The 14,149-nt window shown below is 71.0% G+C and carries 14 protein-coding genes; 8 read left to right on the forward strand and 6 right to left on the reverse strand.

Features of this window, described 5'->3' with window-relative positions; genetic code table 11:
* Positions 1 to 7 precede the first annotated feature (7 nt).
* Positions 8 to 2,086 carry a S8 family serine peptidase gene (locus tag RISW2_RS01055; protein ID WP_051491715.1) on the reverse strand — a complete coding sequence of 693 codons (2,079 nt, stop codon included), beginning with the start codon at positions 2,084 to 2,086 and terminating at the stop codon, positions 8 to 10.
* Between the two features lie 278 nt (positions 2,087 to 2,364).
* On the opposite strand from RISW2_RS01055, the gene RISW2_RS01060 reads away from it, so the two are divergent.
* Complete coding sequence (locus RISW2_RS01060; protein WP_043765379.1) at positions 2,365 to 3,624, forward strand: hypothetical protein; 1,260 nt, start codon at positions 2,365 to 2,367, stop codon at positions 3,622 to 3,624.
* A 5-nt stretch (positions 3,625 to 3,629) separates the two neighbouring features.
* On the opposite strand, the gene RISW2_RS01065 is transcribed toward RISW2_RS01060, so the two are convergent.
* Entirely contained in the window at positions 3,630 to 4,355 is a 726-nt protein-coding gene (locus RISW2_RS01065) for a DUF1194 domain-containing protein (protein ID WP_244437483.1), read from the reverse strand.
* A 120-nt stretch (positions 4,356 to 4,475) separates the two neighbouring features.
* Here RISW2_RS01065 and RISW2_RS01070 point away from each other — a divergent pair, with 120 nt between their 5' ends.
* The gene (locus RISW2_RS01070) at positions 4,476 to 4,676 is read left to right on the forward strand and encodes a CsbD family protein (RefSeq protein WP_043765381.1); all 201 of its coding nucleotides are present in this window, start codon (positions 4,476 to 4,478) and stop codon (positions 4,674 to 4,676) included.
* A 44-nt stretch (positions 4,677 to 4,720) separates the two neighbouring features.
* Here RISW2_RS01070 and RISW2_RS01075 read toward each other — a convergent pair whose 3' ends face one another.
* Positions 4,721 to 5,440 (reverse strand): hypothetical protein, encoded by a 720-nt coding sequence (locus RISW2_RS01075; protein WP_051491717.1) that lies wholly within the window; start codon positions 5,438 to 5,440, stop codon positions 4,721 to 4,723.
* A 159-nt stretch (positions 5,441 to 5,599) separates the two neighbouring features.
* Between RISW2_RS01075 and RISW2_RS01080 the strand changes: the two genes are divergently transcribed.
* Positions 5,600 to 5,956: a hypothetical protein gene (locus RISW2_RS01080; protein ID WP_156943745.1), complete on the forward strand. Its 357-nt coding sequence runs from the start codon at positions 5,600 to 5,602 to the stop codon at positions 5,954 to 5,956.
* Here RISW2_RS01080 and RISW2_RS01085 read toward each other — a convergent pair.
* Both RISW2_RS01085 and parE read right to left on the reverse strand, forming a co-directional pair.
* The gene (locus RISW2_RS01085; protein ID WP_043765383.1) at positions 5,941 to 6,153 is read right to left on the reverse strand and encodes a hypothetical protein; all 213 of its coding nucleotides are present in this window, start codon (positions 6,151 to 6,153) and stop codon (positions 5,941 to 5,943) included. The two genes, RISW2_RS01080 and RISW2_RS01085, sit on opposite strands and share 16 nt — an antisense overlap.
* A 144-nt stretch (positions 6,154 to 6,297) precedes the next feature.
* Positions 6,298 to 8,256, reverse strand: a complete 1,959-nt coding sequence (gene parE, locus RISW2_RS01090) for a DNA topoisomerase IV subunit B (protein ID WP_043765385.1) — start codon at positions 8,254 to 8,256, stop codon at positions 6,298 to 6,300.
* Between the two features lie 151 nt (positions 8,257 to 8,407).
* Between parE and RISW2_RS01095 the strand changes: the two genes are divergently transcribed.
* The gene (locus tag RISW2_RS01095) at positions 8,408 to 8,605 is read left to right on the forward strand and encodes a hypothetical protein (protein ID WP_043765387.1); all 198 of its coding nucleotides are present in this window, start codon (positions 8,408 to 8,410) and stop codon (positions 8,603 to 8,605) included.
* Between the two features lie 124 nt (positions 8,606 to 8,729).
* A complete protein-coding gene (locus RISW2_RS01100) occupies positions 8,730 to 9,635 on the forward strand; it encodes a DMT family transporter (RefSeq protein WP_043765389.1) in 906 nt (301 codons plus the stop codon).
* Positions 9,636 to 9,641: 6 nt separating this feature from the next.
* Here the strand turns inward: RISW2_RS01100 and RISW2_RS01105 are convergent, their stop codons facing one another.
* The gene (locus tag RISW2_RS01105; RefSeq protein ID WP_043765391.1) at positions 9,642 to 10,451 is read right to left on the reverse strand and encodes a putative rhamnosyl transferase; all 810 of its coding nucleotides are present in this window, start codon (positions 10,449 to 10,451) and stop codon (positions 9,642 to 9,644) included.
* A gap of 499 nt (positions 10,452 to 10,950) precedes the next feature.
* On the opposite strand from RISW2_RS01105, the gene rpsL reads away from it, so the two are divergent.
* From rpsL to fusA, 3 genes are all read left to right on the forward strand, one after another.
* The gene (gene rpsL, locus RISW2_RS01110) at positions 10,951 to 11,322 is read left to right on the forward strand and encodes a 30S ribosomal protein S12 (protein WP_005980675.1); all 372 of its coding nucleotides are present in this window, start codon (positions 10,951 to 10,953) and stop codon (positions 11,320 to 11,322) included.
* A gap of 14 nt (positions 11,323 to 11,336) precedes the next feature.
* Positions 11,337 to 11,807, forward strand: a complete 471-nt coding sequence (rpsG, locus tag RISW2_RS01115; protein WP_043765395.1) for a 30S ribosomal protein S7 — start codon at positions 11,337 to 11,339, stop codon at positions 11,805 to 11,807.
* A gap of 92 nt (positions 11,808 to 11,899) precedes the next feature.
* Positions 11,900 to 14,041, forward strand: a complete 2,142-nt coding sequence (gene fusA / locus RISW2_RS01120; protein WP_043765397.1) for an elongation factor G — start codon at positions 11,900 to 11,902, stop codon at positions 14,039 to 14,041.
* Positions 14,042 to 14,149 lie beyond the last annotated feature (108 nt).

A 14,149-nucleotide genomic window follows, 5' to 3' on the forward strand; every position in this document is an offset into this window, starting at 1 on the left:
CCGCGCCTCACGCGCCCGGCGCGGGGTCGAAACGTCGCCGCGCGCCGCCCCGAGGGTCGACAAGCGCCTGCCCGAGCCGCGGCGCGTCCCGCGCGGGCACGGGCACCAGTCCGACGCGGTCCGGGTCGAGATCGTCGAGATGCGGCCCCTGCGCGCCGGCCCGCAGGCGTGCGGCCGAAAGCGCGAGCGCCCGGGTGACCCGCGCCGCCGCGGCGCTGCTGCCGTTCAAGGGGCGCGCGCTCTCCGACAGGGTGCCCGCGGCGATCACGCCCCGCGCCGCGACGCCGTCCTCGGCCGTGCCGGCCACCTGCGGGCCGGGCACGGACCAGTCGGCGCCCTCGGCGCTGTAGCCCGCCGGAGCGGGCACCGCGCCGGGGCCGGGCCACCGCGCGGCGCCGACCGCGTAGACCTGCCGCGCGGTCACGCTCGCGAGTTCCGAATGGGTGCCGGCCCGCGTCACGGCGCCGTCCGCGGACAATCCGCGCCAGTCGCGGGTCTCGGGGTCCCAGGCGTCGGCGCCGGGCGCGTCGAAATAGGATTGCCGCCCCCGCGGGCGGTAGGTGGCGAGCGAATCGCCGCGCTGGATCTGCAGCGCGACGGTCGTCCCTGCCGGACCGGCATTGGTCACGGCGATGGTCCAGCCCCCCGAGGGCGCCTGCGGCTCGCCATGCACCAGCGCCTCGGTCGGGCCGAGCGCGATCACGTGGTGCGCGCGCTGCACCCGTCCCGAGCCGCGCGCGCGGTCGGGCACGTGGTAGAGCCGCGCCACCGGCCGGCCGTCGCGGTCGAGCGTGCGCAGCGTGCCCGGCGCCAGAGCGACCGGGTCCGGGGCGGTCCCGTCGGGCGCCGTCAGCGTGAGGACGAGGGCGTCCGACGGCGTGCCAGGCGCCGTCATCACCTCGACATAGCTCGCCGTCCGGTCGCCGGGCTGCACCCGCCAAGGGAACGTCGCGGTCTCGCCGGGGCCGAGCGGCCGGCGCGCCACCTGCCGCGTCCGGCGGTCGTTGCCGAAGGACAGGACGAGCCGCACCGGCTGGCCCGTCGCCGCCTCCCATTGCCGGGCCTCGAACGCCATCTGGTCCTCGGCGAAGCGCGTGCCGTCCTTGGGTCCGGCGAGCATCCCCAGCGAGACGTTCACGATCACCGGCCGCGCGGCGCCGAGGCCATGGGCGCGCATCAGGATCCAGCGCAGTGCCTGCACCATGTAGCCCTCGAACCGCGTGCCCGACGTGTCCTCCACCGCCTCGGAGGGCAGCTGCACCCCGAGGAGCGGCCAGTCCCGCGCGGGATCGCCCGCGTCGCAGGGATCGGCCCCGGCGCAGAGGTCGGTCACGTGGGTTCCGTGGCTCTCGCCGAAGTCGAGCGGCCGGTGCGCGCCCGGACGGTGCAGCGCCGCCGAGAGCCGCGCGTAGCACGCGGCCTCGTCGAGCGCGGGCCCGCGGGCGAGCAGGGCGTCGATGTCGGCGGCCTCCAGCACCTGGCCCGTCCGCACCTGCCGCATGCCGGGCGCGCCGCCCCGCAGCGTCTCGTCCGATTGCAGCCAGACCGCGTGGAACCGCGTGCGCTCCGTGCCGTCCCTCCGGGCGCGCCGGAACCGCCGGTTGAGCATGGCGATGCCGTCGTCGATCACGGCGACGACAGGACCGTCGGCGCCGATCGTGTCCGCCGCAGGGCCGGGCAGCGGCGGCGCCTCGGCCCCCGTGTCGGGATCGAGGTCGACGAGGCTCCCCGTGTCGAGGATGCGGCCGAGCGGGGTCAGCAGCGCATCGGGCGTGCCGAACCGGCGGTAGAGCGCGTAATCGTCCGCCGCTCCGGCAAGCCAGGCCGGATCCGCGATGCGCCGCGCGAGGCGCGCGGCCTCGTGCGCGTCCATGACCACGGGCTGCGCCGGATCGGCCACCATGTCGCGCAGGGCCGCGCGCGCGGCGTCTCCGCCCGGGTCGAGTCGAAGGAACACAGGCTCGAACCAGTTCCGCGTGCCGGGTTCGGGCACCAGCGCGTCGCGCCGCCGCCGCAGGAGGCGCGACCAGTCGAGATAGGCATCGTGGAACGCAGCGCTCTGCGGCGCGGACCAGGCGAGCGGCATGGGGCAACCCCTCCGGTGGGATGTGTCGCGCCTCAGGGAAGCGCGCGGGCCCGGGCCGCGTCAAGCGGCGCTGCACGCGGGACAGGCAGGGCAGGATTTCCAGACCCCGAGGGCTGCAGGAATGACGGATCGCTCGCGCCGGAATCACGGTCGGATCACGCTGCTCTGGCAGTGTCCCGTTAACGATTTGGGTTGCGTTCCGTCACGGTCCTGACCAGCCGCCCGGCCGGCCGATGCGCAGAACGCGCGGCTCCGGGATCGAACCTAGGGGGTTTGCCATGTCTGCACAGCCGTTCGAGGATTTCGACCATCCCTTCCGCGTCATGGCGCCGGGCCATGGACCCGCGCCGCTGCCGCGTCCCGTGGGGCCGGGCCTCGCGCTCGACACCGCGAACCGCGATGTCGTGGCCGAGGCGCGGGACCTGGGCCTGCTCTACGGGCTCGCGGTGCTCCGCGACGTGCCGTTCCGGTGGATGCACGACAGCCATTCCGAGCTGCGCTTCGAGGGTGCGGCGCGCATCACGCTGAACGGGGTCGAGCGGGAACTGGCGGCACTCCTGCCCGAGGCCGCGGTCAGGCCATGCTGCCGCGCGATGCTCGGCGCGCTGACCGGCGGCCCGAGCCATCGCCGCTCCGTGCTCTGGTCTGCGCTCCGCGGCGGGGCGCCGGCGGTTGCGCCGGGCGACGCGGCCCTTCGGCCCGAGGCGGGCGCGCCGGTGTCGGCGTGGATGCGCTGGATCGAACGGCACCACGGCGCGCGGGCGCTGCCCGAGGGCCGGCAGGCGGGCGTGCCGCGCAGCCTCGCCGAGCTGGCCGCGCGGGTGGCCGAGGACGCGCCCGCACAGGCGCTCCTGGGGGCGGCTCTGCATTTCCTCGACCGCGGCGTCGCCCTGCGGACGGGCACCGCGCGGGGTCTCCTCGCGCTGCTCTGCGAGATCTCGGACCGTGCCGCGCGGCGGTGCGACCGCTACCAGCCGCGCCGCGCCCGTCCGGGCGAGATCGCCGCGCGCCTCACGCTTCTGCACGCGGGCGAGCCGGCGGACGCGGTGCCCGATGGCGTCCTAATGGGCGCGGTGCTGCGGCGCATGACGGCGCGGGCGCCGCGGCTCCTGGTGCGGATCGGCGCGATGAACGCCTCGGCGCCGCTGTCGGCGGCGATGCCGGGGCCCGACGGCGAGCCCTGCACCGGCTGGAGCCCGGTCGCGATCCGCGACACGCTCACCCTGCCGCCGCTCGTCGTCATGGGTCGGCCGCTGCACCCCTCCGCGGCGCAGTCGCACGCCCTGACCGCCGCGGCGCTTGCCTCCGCGCTGAAGGAGGTCATGGACCTCGGCGAGCTCGAAGTGGAGCTCGACCGCCTCGTGCACGACATCGCGCTGGGGCAGGCCGTGCTCGGCGGGACCTGGCCGGACGAGCTGCGCGACGCGCTGCGGCGCGGTGCCGCGCTCGGCCGTGCGGTCGTGGCGACCGAGGCCGTGCCCGAGGACGGCACGCCCTGCGCCGACCGCGCCCATCCGGCCACGCTGCGCCCGATCTGAGGCGCTCAGCGGCCCGGTGGCAGCGCGGCCACCGGGTCGGGCATCTCGCCCGAGATCTCGAGGATCAGCTTGCGGCGCACCGCCTCGGCAAAGCTGTCGCGGTCCGCGGCCGTGACGACGAAGGCGCCCATGCCGCCGATGATGCGCTCCTCGTAGAGCGCCTCGAGCCCGCCCTGCGCGCGGCCGGGATCGTCGGGGCGCAGGATCGGCAGGCCGTTGATGGTGACGCCCGCCGCGACCACGCGGTCGCGCGCCTCGGTCACCGGCGGACCGGAATAGGAATTCGCCGAATCGCCCGAGAAGTCGATGACCCTGCGCCAGCCCTCAATGTCGTTCGTCTCGATCAGCCGAAGCGCGTCGAGAAGCGCCCCGCCGATCGCGTTGCGCCCGTAGGCCCGGCGCGGCGTGTCCACGAGCGCCGCGGCAAAGGCCTCGGCGCTCTCGGGGCCGTCGACGACGGTCCAGTCAACCACCTGTGCCGTGCTCGCCGCCCATTCCACGTAGGTCACCGCGATCGAGCCGTAGGCGGTCCCGGCGATGGCGGCGAGCACTTCGGGGTCGGTGATGGCCTGCGCGTAGCCCTCGCGCTGCAGCGCGATCTCCGAGCTGTCGATCGACCCCGAGGCGTCTGCCAGCAGCACGAGTTCCAGATCGGTGTCCTGCGCGGCCGCCGCGACAGGGGCCAGCGCGGCCGCCGCGAGGGCGCAGGCGCATGTCATGCGTCGGATCATCGGCTCCTCCCTTTTGACGGGAACGTGACCGGCGACGGGCCACCTGTCGATCCTCGGAGAGGCAACCTTTCGTGAAATGCCGCGTTGGGAGGCGTAACGATCAGCCAGGAGGCATTCGAGATGAACTGGGATCAAGTCGAAGGCAAGTGGGATCAGCTCATGGGCTCCGCGCGCGAGCAGTGGGGCAAGCTGACCGACAACGACCTGCAGGAAGCCAAAGGCAACCGCGAGAAGATGGCGGGCAAGCTCCAGGAACGCTACGGCCACACCAAGGAAGAGGCCGAGCGCGAGATCGACGGCTGGCTCGCGCGCCAGAAGTGACGACGACAGGATGACCGTGGCGGCGCCCCTTCGGGCGCCGCTTTTTATTGCGCGGCCTGCGCCATCTCCTCGGGCGAGGGGGCGGCGCAGATGTTCGCGAAGTCCGCCTCGGGCCATGGCACGCGCACGTTCGGCCGGTCGATCGCCGCCTCGAGCCGGCCGATGGGCATCACTGCACCGATCATCTCGCGCAGCCGCGCCGTGCGCGGCGCCTCGGGGTCGAGCAGGCGGCAGCACACGTATTCCTCGACGATCGCGCCCTGCTGCTCGTAACCGTGGTCGAGGAACCGCGCGGTGCCCTCGGGATCGAAGAGGTAGGGATCGGGGGAGGACGTGTGCTCGAACGCCGCGCGGAGCGGGTGATAGCCCGTCACGCGCCTGTTCTGCCATTGCCAGACATGCGTCATCTCGTGCGCGAAGAGCATCGCGTCCACGAGGTCGACAGTGTCGGGATAGCCTGCGAGGAAATCCTCGCGGTAGAGATCCTCGCGGTAGAGGACGCGGTTGAAGAACGTGGTCGCCCCGGGCGACACGGTGACGGTCTCGCCGCGCGAGGGCGGCCATATCCGTTCCTGACAGGTCAGGCGCGGACGGATGGGCCGGGTATAGGTGATCGCGCCGGCGAAGTGGCCGTCATGGAACCGCACCCGCGCGGTGTTGAGGTCGGGACCCTGCACCGCCGCGGCAAAGGCGCGCTCGTTGTCGGTGAGCGGGCGGCCGCAGGCGGCGAGAAGGACGAGGGCGAGGCAGAGGAGGGCGCGCATGACGCGGATAGGAGCGGAAGCGCCCGCCGCTGGCAAGCCCCGCGCCGGCGACCGGACGTCGCGGGGGCGTCCCCGGCCGGTCGCGGCGATGGTCGCGCGTCGCGATTGTGCTGTGCCCGGCTCTCGGGCAGACTCGCACGAGGAATGGTGATCGGTGTGATGGACCGGGAACGCAAATCGGTTCTGGCAGGGGAATACGTGCTCGGGCTCCTCGACCCGGCCGAGCGGCGGGCCGTCGAGCGCGACCTGGCCGGCGATGCGGACCTGCGCGCCGACCTCGCGTTCTGGGAGGAGCGGCTTCTGGCGCTCGTCGACCCGGTGCCGGCCGAGGTGCCGCCCGCCCGGGTCTATGCGCGGATCGAGGCGCGGCTCTTCGGCACGCCGGACCCGGCCTGGCGCGCGCGGCTGCCGGCGCTCTGGTCGGAGCTTGCCGCGCCGGGCAACCGCGGGCTTCTCGCGGCGGTGCTCCTCGTGAAGGCCGCGCTGCTCGTCCTGTTGCTCTACGTGCTTTTCTGAGCCGCGCCCGCCAGCGCCCGGCCCTGCAGCTTCCACACCCCTGCCGCCGCGGCGAGCGTGGCCGCGAACGCGACGATCACCACGTCGAGATGTCGCCCGACCCCGCTCGCCAGCGCGAAGGCGACTACGGCGATCAGCGGGACGTGGACGAGCAGGAAGCAGGTGATCTGCAGGCGGCGAAGCGAAGTCTGTGTCATGTGTCCGGGCCGGTGCTTTGAAGGCGTGCAGGGCGCGGGCTGCGCGCCGCACGCAAAGGTTGTGTCAAAGCCTGCGGCACGGGGCAAGGGCCGCCGGGGCCCGCGCAACATTGTGAACGCGTGCCCGTCAGCCCTTGCAATGTCTCAGACGTCGAGTTCCTCGACGAAGCGCGCGTTCTCCTGGATGTACTGGAACCGCAGCTCGGGCTTCTTGCCCATGAGCCGCTCCACGAGATCGCCGGTCTCGCCGGGCTCGTCCTCGTCGATGGTCACCCGGATCAGCGTCCGCGACGCCGGATCCATGGTGGTCTCCTTCAGGTCCTTGGCGTCCATCTCGCCCAGGCCCTTGAACCGCTGCACGTCGATCTTGCCCTTGCCGCCGAGGCCCTTGGCCATCCATGCCTCCTTGTCCGCGTCCGAGGCGACGTAGAGCCGCTTCGGCCCCTGGGTCAGCCGGTAAAGCGGCGGGCAGGCCAGGTAGAGATGCCCGTTGTCGATGAGCGGGCGCATCTGCGAATAGAAGAACGTCATCAGCAGCGAGGCGATGTGCGCGCCGTCGACGTCCGCGTCGGTCATGATGATGACCTTCTCGTAGCGCAGGTCGTCGAGGTTGAAGCGCGTGCCGAGCCCGACGCCGAGCGCTTCGCAGAGGTCGCGGATCTCGGCGTTCTGGCCGAGCTTCGCCGAGGCCGCGCCGAGAACGTTCAGGATCTTGCCCCGCAGCGGCAGGAGCGCCTGGAACTCGCGGAACCGCGCGCCCTTGGCCGAGCCGCCGGCCGAGTCGCCCTCGACGATGAAAATCTCGGTGCCCTCGCGGGTCTTCTGCGTGCAGTCGGTGAGCTTGCCGGGCAGGCGCAGCTTCTTCGTGGCCGACTTGCGCGCGGTCTCCTTCTCCTGCTTGCGGCGCAGCCGTTCCTCGGCGCGCAGAACGAGGAAGTCGAGGATCGCGCCCGCGGACTTCGTGTCCGACGCGAGCCAGTTGTCGAAATGGTCGCGCACCGCGCCCTCGACCAGCCGCGCGGCCTCGGCCGTGGCGAGCCGGTCCTTGGTCTGGCCGACGAATTCGGGCTCGCGGATGAAGCAGGAGACCAGCGCGCAGCCGCCGGTCACCAAGTCCTCGCGGGTGATGTTGGCGGCCTTGCGGTTGTTCACCAGCTCGCCATAGGCGCGGATGCCCTTCAGGATCGCGGCCCAGAACCCCGCCTCGTGGGTGCCGCCCTCGGGCGTCGGCACCGTGTTGCAGTAGGATTGCAGGAAGCCGTCGCGCGAGGGCGTCCAGTTGATCGCCCATTCGACCTTGCCCGCGGTGTCGAACTTCTCGCGGAACTCGACGCGGCCGGCAAAGGGCTGCGCCGCGTAGGTGGTGGCGCCGCCCAGCGTCTCGGACAGGTAGTCCGAGAGCCCGCCGGGGAAGTGGAACGTGGCCTCGGTCGGCGTCTCGCCGTCCTCGATCGCGGACTTCCAGCGGATCTCGACCCCGGAGAAGAGGTAGGCCTTGGAGCGCACCATCTTGAAGAGCCGGGCGGGCTTGAACCGGTGGTGGCCGAAGATCTCCTCGTCGGCGTGGAAGGTCACGGTGGTGCCGCGCCGGTTCGGCGCCTGGCCAACGCGCTCCACCGGGCCGAGCGGCTTGCCGCGGGAGAAGCGCTGCTCCACGAGTTCGCGGTTGCGCGCCACCTGCACCACCATCGTGTCGGAAAGCGCGTTCACCACCGAGGCGCCGACGCCGTGCAGGCCGCCGCTCGTCTCGTAGGCCTTGCCCGAGAACTTGCCGCCCGCGTGCAGCGTGCAGAGGATCACCTCGAGCGCTGACTTGCCGGGAAACTTCGGATGCGGGTCGGTGGGGATGCCGCGGCCGTTGTCGCGCACCGACACCGAGTAATCGCCGTGCAGCTCGATCTCGATGCGGTTCGCGTGCCCCGCAACCGCCTCGTCCATCGAGTTGTCGAGGATCTCGGCCACGAGGTGGTGCAGCGCGCGCTCGTCGGTGCCGCCGATATACATGCCGGGGCGCTTGCGGACGGGCTCGAGCCCTTCGAGCACCTCGATCGAGGAGGCGTCGTAGTCGCCGGGCTCGGCACCCGAAAGGAGGTCTTCGGCCATGGGCTGCTGCTCTTTCACGGTTTCTTGGGTGTTGTGGTCGCACACTATGGCAGAGCGCCCGTCCCGGGGAAAGCCTGAGACGGGGCTTGCGAAGCGGCACGCACATGCTAGCGTCGCACTTCCTCATGGTGCATCGGCGAGGGAGGCAAGGATGCCCGCAGGTTACGTCTACGTGCCGCCGCGCGACACGCGGCTGCCGGTTCCCGGTCAGCCCGGGAGCGCGTGGCGCATGCACAATCCCCGGCGCGGCGGCTGCGTCAAGAGCGGCTGCCACGGCTTCGAGGAACGGCGCGAGAGCCCGATCTGCGGCGCCTGCGGCCACCACAACCGGGAGCACGATTCCTTCTGACGCGCACCCCGCGTCGGTCGGATGCGAGGGGCCTGCCCCTCGCGCTCCCCGGGATATTTCCGCCAAGAAGAAGGGGCGGAAGGCAGCGCTCCGGCGCCGCCGCAGGAAAGGCTGGGCCCGAGACATGCGCAGGCTGTCCGACAATGCGCGCGGCGCCGTCCTGATGATGGTGTCGATGGCGGCCTTCACCGCCAACGACGCGCTCATCAAGCGGGCGGGCGCGGACCTGCCGCTGATGCAGATCATCGCGACCCGCGGCGTGGTGGCGAGCCTCGCGCTCGCCGCGCTCGCCTGGGCCACGGGCGCCTTCCGCGCCCGGGTCTCGGCGCGCGACGCGGGCCTCGTGGCGTTCCGCAGCGCGGCCGAGGTCGGCGCGGCGTGGTTCTACCTGACGGCGCTCCTGCAGATGCCGCTCGCTAACGTCATGGCGCTCCTGCAGACGCTGCCGCTGACGGTGACGCTCGCCGCGGCGCTGGTCTTCGGCGAGCCGGTCGGCTGGCGGCGCTGGAGCGCGATCGGCCTCGGCTTTCTCGGCATGCTGCTGATCGTGCGGCCGGGGACCGAGGGGTTCGACGCCTACACGACCTATGCGCTGATCGCGGTGGGTTTCGTGACCGCGCGCGACCTCGTGGTGCGGCGGATGTCGGCGGAGCTGCCCGCGATCCTCGTCACGCTGGCGGCCTCGGTGGCGGTCACGGTCTTCGCCGCGCTCCTGTCGCTCGGCGAGCGCTGGGAGCCCTTCACGCCCGCCTCGGGCGCCATGGTGCTGGGCGCGGCGGCGCTGGTGAGCCTCGCCTACCTCCTCAGCGTCCTGGTGATGCGCACGGGCGAGGTCGGCGCCATCGCGCCCTTCCGCTATACGGGGCTCGTCTGGGCGCTGCTGCTCGGCTGGTTCGTCTTCGGCGACTGGCCGCAGGCCCTGACGCTTGCCGGCGCGGCGCTGATCGCGGGATCGGGCGTCTTCACGCTGGCGCGGGAGCGGCGCCTGCGCCGCCGCACCGCCACGCCCGCGGGCCGTCCCATCGGCTGACCGGTCTCAGGCGCCCGCGAAGACCCGGCGCACATGGTCCGCGTCGATGGCGAAGAGGTCGCGGAAGAGCGCTTCCTCGGCCGCGTCCGCGAGCCGCAGGCGCACCGGCTCCACCTGCGCCTTCTGCCGGGAATCGTTGAAGTCGCCGTATCCGCGCACATAGGCGGGATGCTCGGTGAAGGTGATGGTGGGCATCGCCGTCACGAGCTTGTTGTGGGCGAAGTTCATGATCGATTGCCGCACCCCGCCCGCGACCGCCACGGCCTGCGCCACGCCGAGATAGGGGCGCACCATCTCGTCGATCATGAGGCCCCGCGCGTCGGTGCGGAGCGCGTAGCCGCGGTTCCAGTCGAGGCCCACGAGCCGGTGCCGCGCGAGGAGCCGGCCTGCATCCGCCGCCACCTCGCGCAGCGTCTCGACGAAGGTCACCGCCACCGCGTCGTCGTCGTCGTGGCGGAACTGCAGGCAGGGCGCGTCGGGGCGATCGCGCGCGGCGTTCAGCACGTCGCGGCAAACCTTGCGGTGGGGCAGGGGCGGGCGGGCGACGATGCGCACCTGCGGCATGCCGGCGGTGAGATCGTGCAGCCGGTCGCGCGCCCGGGCGGGCAGGCTCTCGCCCACGAGCACCAGGAAGGTGAAGTCGGGATCGGTCTGCGCGCGCAAGGCCGGCAGGCACACGGTCTCGAACTGGCGGAACCTTTCCTCGAGCCGCCCGGGCGCGTAGAGGTAGGCCATCCGTTCGGCGAGGGTCCGGTGCTCGACCTGGAACCCGCCCTCGGCCGGATAGGAAAAGCGGCACAAGCCGATGACCTGCATGATGCGTTCCCTCCGGACCCGCGCGCCGGCCTGCGCGCGCCGGCCATACTGGCGCGGACCGGGCCCCGATGTGGAGGGGGGCGCGGCAGAGGACCGGCCGACCGTGTCCGCAGCGCCGCTCGGGCCCGGGGCGGGGGCTGTTGACAACCCCCGCGACTCCCCATATACGCCGCCACATCCCGGAACCGGGGCAAGGCGCATGCTTTGCCTCCGGCCCCGGACAGCAGAATCGAAGCGGTCACGATCCGGGCGCCAGGCGCCCCGATCCTCTGAGAAGCCCCGCGTCGTTCCCATGAGACGGGAACGCATGCGGCTTTTTGCGTCGCGCGGATGTCAGCCGCAAGGCGTCGTCGGAGGGATCGCAGGCCAGAACGCCCGGCGGCGGGCCGACCGACGCAGCGGGCGTCCGCCGACAGGCGGGCCGGCCGAAGCAAGAACCCGCGGGGGGCGTCCGCCCGTCGCAGCACGAGATGTGAGAGTCACGGGGACGAGACCTGAAATGCCAACGATCCAGCAGCTGATCCGCAAGCCGCGGCAGCCCAAAGTCAAGCGCTCCAAGTCCATGCACCTGGAGCAGTGCCCGCAGAAGCGCGGGGTCTGCACGCGCGTCTACACGACCACCCCGAAGAAGCCGAACTCGGCCATGCGGAAGGTCGCCAAGGTGCGCCTGACCAACGGCTACGAGGTGATCAGCTACATTCCTGGCGAGAGCCACAACCTGCAGGAGCACTCCGTCGTGCTCATCCGCGGCGGCCGGGTCAAGGACCTTCCGGGCGTCCGCTACCACATCCTGCGGGGCGTGCTCGACACCCAGGGCGTCAAGGACCGCAAGCAGCGCCGCTCGAAGTACGGCGCGAAGCGTCCGAAGTAAGAGGATAGAGAGAGATGTCCCGTCGTCACGCCGCAGAGAAGCGCGAGATCCTGCCCGACGCCAAGTATGGCGACCGGGTCCTGACGAAGTTCATGAACAACCTGATGGTGGACGGCAAGAAGTCGGTCGCCGAAGGCATCGTCTACAATGCGCTCGACCGCGTCGAGAACAAGGTGAAGCGCGCGCCGGTGGAAATCTTCCACGAGGCGCTCGACAACATCAAGCCGTCGGTCGAGGTCCGCTCGCGCCGCGTCGGTGGTGCCACCTACCAGGTCCCCGTGGAGGTGCGTCCCGAACGCCGCGAGGCGCTGGCCATCCGCTGGCTGATCGACGCCTCCCGCAAGCGCAACGAGAACACCATGGAGGAGCGCCTCGCGGGCGAGCTTCTGGACGCGGTGAACTCGCGTGGTGCCGCGGTGAAGAAGCGCGAGGACACCCACAAGATGGCGGATGCCAACAAGGCGTTCAGCCACTACCGCTGGTAATTGCCCGCACGGGGGCGCGCGCAGCCGCCGCCCCCGCGCCGCCGGACGCGACGCGCCGGACAAACCGCTAAGCCCCCTGAGGACCTAATCCAATGGCACGCGAATATTCCCTGGAACGCTACCGGAACTTCGGGATCATGGCGCATATCGATGCAGGCAAGACCACCTGCACCGAGCGCATCCTGTTCTACACCGGCAAGTCGCACAAGATCGGCGAAGTCCACGACGGCGCCGCCACCATGGACTGGATGGAGCAGGAGCAGGAGCGCGGGATCACCATCACCTCGGCGGCGACCACGACCTTCTGGTTCCGCACCGAGGACGGCAAGAACCCGACCGGCATCTACGGCGACACGCCGGACGAGGCGCGCTTCCGCTTCAACATCATCGACACCCCCGGCCACGTGGACTTCACCATCGAGGTGGAGCGTTCGCTGGCCGTGCTCGACGGCGCGATCTGCGTGCTGGACGCCAATGCGGGCGTCGAGCCCCAGACCGAGACCGTCTGGCGCCAGGCCGACCGCTACAAGGTCCCGCGGATCGTGTTCGTCAACAAGATGGACAAGATCGGCGCGGACTTCTTCAACTGCGTCAAGATGATCAAGGACCGCACCGGGGCGATCCCGGCGCCGATCCAGCTGCCGATCGGGGCCGAGGACAAGCTCGAGGGCATCGTCGATCTTGTGACCATGAAGGAATGGGTCTGGAAGGGCGAGGACCTGGGCGCGTCCTGGGTCGTCCAGGAGATCCGCGACGACATGAAGGATCAGGCGGAAGAGTACCGCTCGAACCTCGTCGAGCTCGCGGTCGAGCAGGACGACGCGGCGATGGAGGCCTATCTCGAGGGCGAGGAGCCCGATCTGCCGACGCTGCGCACGCTGATCCGCAAGGGCACGCTGTCGATGTCCTTCGTTCCCGTGCTGGCCGGCTCGGCGTTCAAGAACAAGGGCGTGCAGCCCCTCCTGAACGCGGTGATCGACTACCTGCCGGGTCCGCTCGACGTGCCGCCCTACATGGGCTTCGCACCCGATGACGAGACCGAGGAGCGCAACATCGCGCGCCGTCCGGGCGACACCGAGCCCTTCGCCGGCCTCGCGTTCAAGATCATGAACGACCCGTTCGTCGGCTCGCTGACGTTCACGCGCATCTATTCGGGCCTCCTGGAGAAGGGCGGCAGCGTCCTGAACTCCACCAAGGGCAAGAAAGAGCGCATCGGCCGCATGATGATGATGCACTCGAACTCCCGCGAGGAGATCGACTGGGCGGGTTCGGGCGACATCATCGCGCTCGCGGGCCTGAAGGACACGACCACGGGCGACACGCTCTGCGATCCGCAGAAGCCGGTCGTGCTCGAGACGATGACCTTCCCGGAGCCGGTGATCGAGATCGCGGTCGAGCCCAAGACGAAGGCCGACCAGGAGAAGATGTCCGCGGGCCTGCAGCGGCTTGCCGCCGAGGATCCGTCCTTCCGCGTCGAGACCGACCTCGAATCGGGCCAGACGATCATGAAGGGCATGGGCGAACTTCACCTCGACATCCTCGTCGACCGGCTGAAGCGCGAGTTCAAGGTCGAGGCGAACATCGGTGCGCCGCAGGTGGCCTACCGCGAGACCATCCGCCAGAAGATCGAGCACACCTACACCCACAAGAAGCAGTCGGGTGGTTCGGGCCAGTTCGCCGAGGTCAAGCTGGAGATCAGCCCGACCGAGCCCGGCGAGGGCTACTCGTTCGAAAGCCGGATCGTCGGCGGCTCGGTTCCGAAGGAATACGTGCCGGGCGTCGAGAAGGGCATCAAGTCGGTGATGGACTCGGGTCCGCTCGCGGGCTTCCCGGTGATCGACTTCAAGGTGGCGCTCGTGGACGGCAAGTTCCACGATGTGGACTCCTCGGTCCTCGCCTTCGAGATCGCGTCGCGGATGTGCATGCGTGAAGGCCTCAAGAAGGCCGGCGCGCAGCTGCTCGAGCCCATGATGAAGGTCGAGGTGGTCACGCCGGAGGAATATACCGGCAACGTGATCGGCGACCTGACGTCGCGGCGCGGCCAGGTGACGGGTCAGGACCCGCGCGGCAACGCGGTGGCGATCAACGCCATGGTGCCGCTGGCGAACATGTTCGGCTACATCAACACGCTGCGCTCGATGTCCTCGGGCCGCGCGCAGTTCACGATGCAGTTCGACCATTACGACCCGGTGCCGCAGAACATCTCGGACGAGATCCAGAAGCAGTACGCCTGATCGGGACGGCGGGGTGAACCCCGCCCTACCCACAATCTGTAGGGCGGGGCCCGCCCCGCCGCCCGCAACGAGAAGGAGGCCATTCGATGGCAAAGGAAAAGTTCGAAC

The sequence above is a fragment of the Roseivivax isoporae LMG 25204 genome (genome assembly GCF_000521865.1).
Taxonomy (GTDB): domain Bacteria; phylum Pseudomonadota; class Alphaproteobacteria; order Rhodobacterales; family Rhodobacteraceae; genus Roseivivax; species Roseivivax isoporae.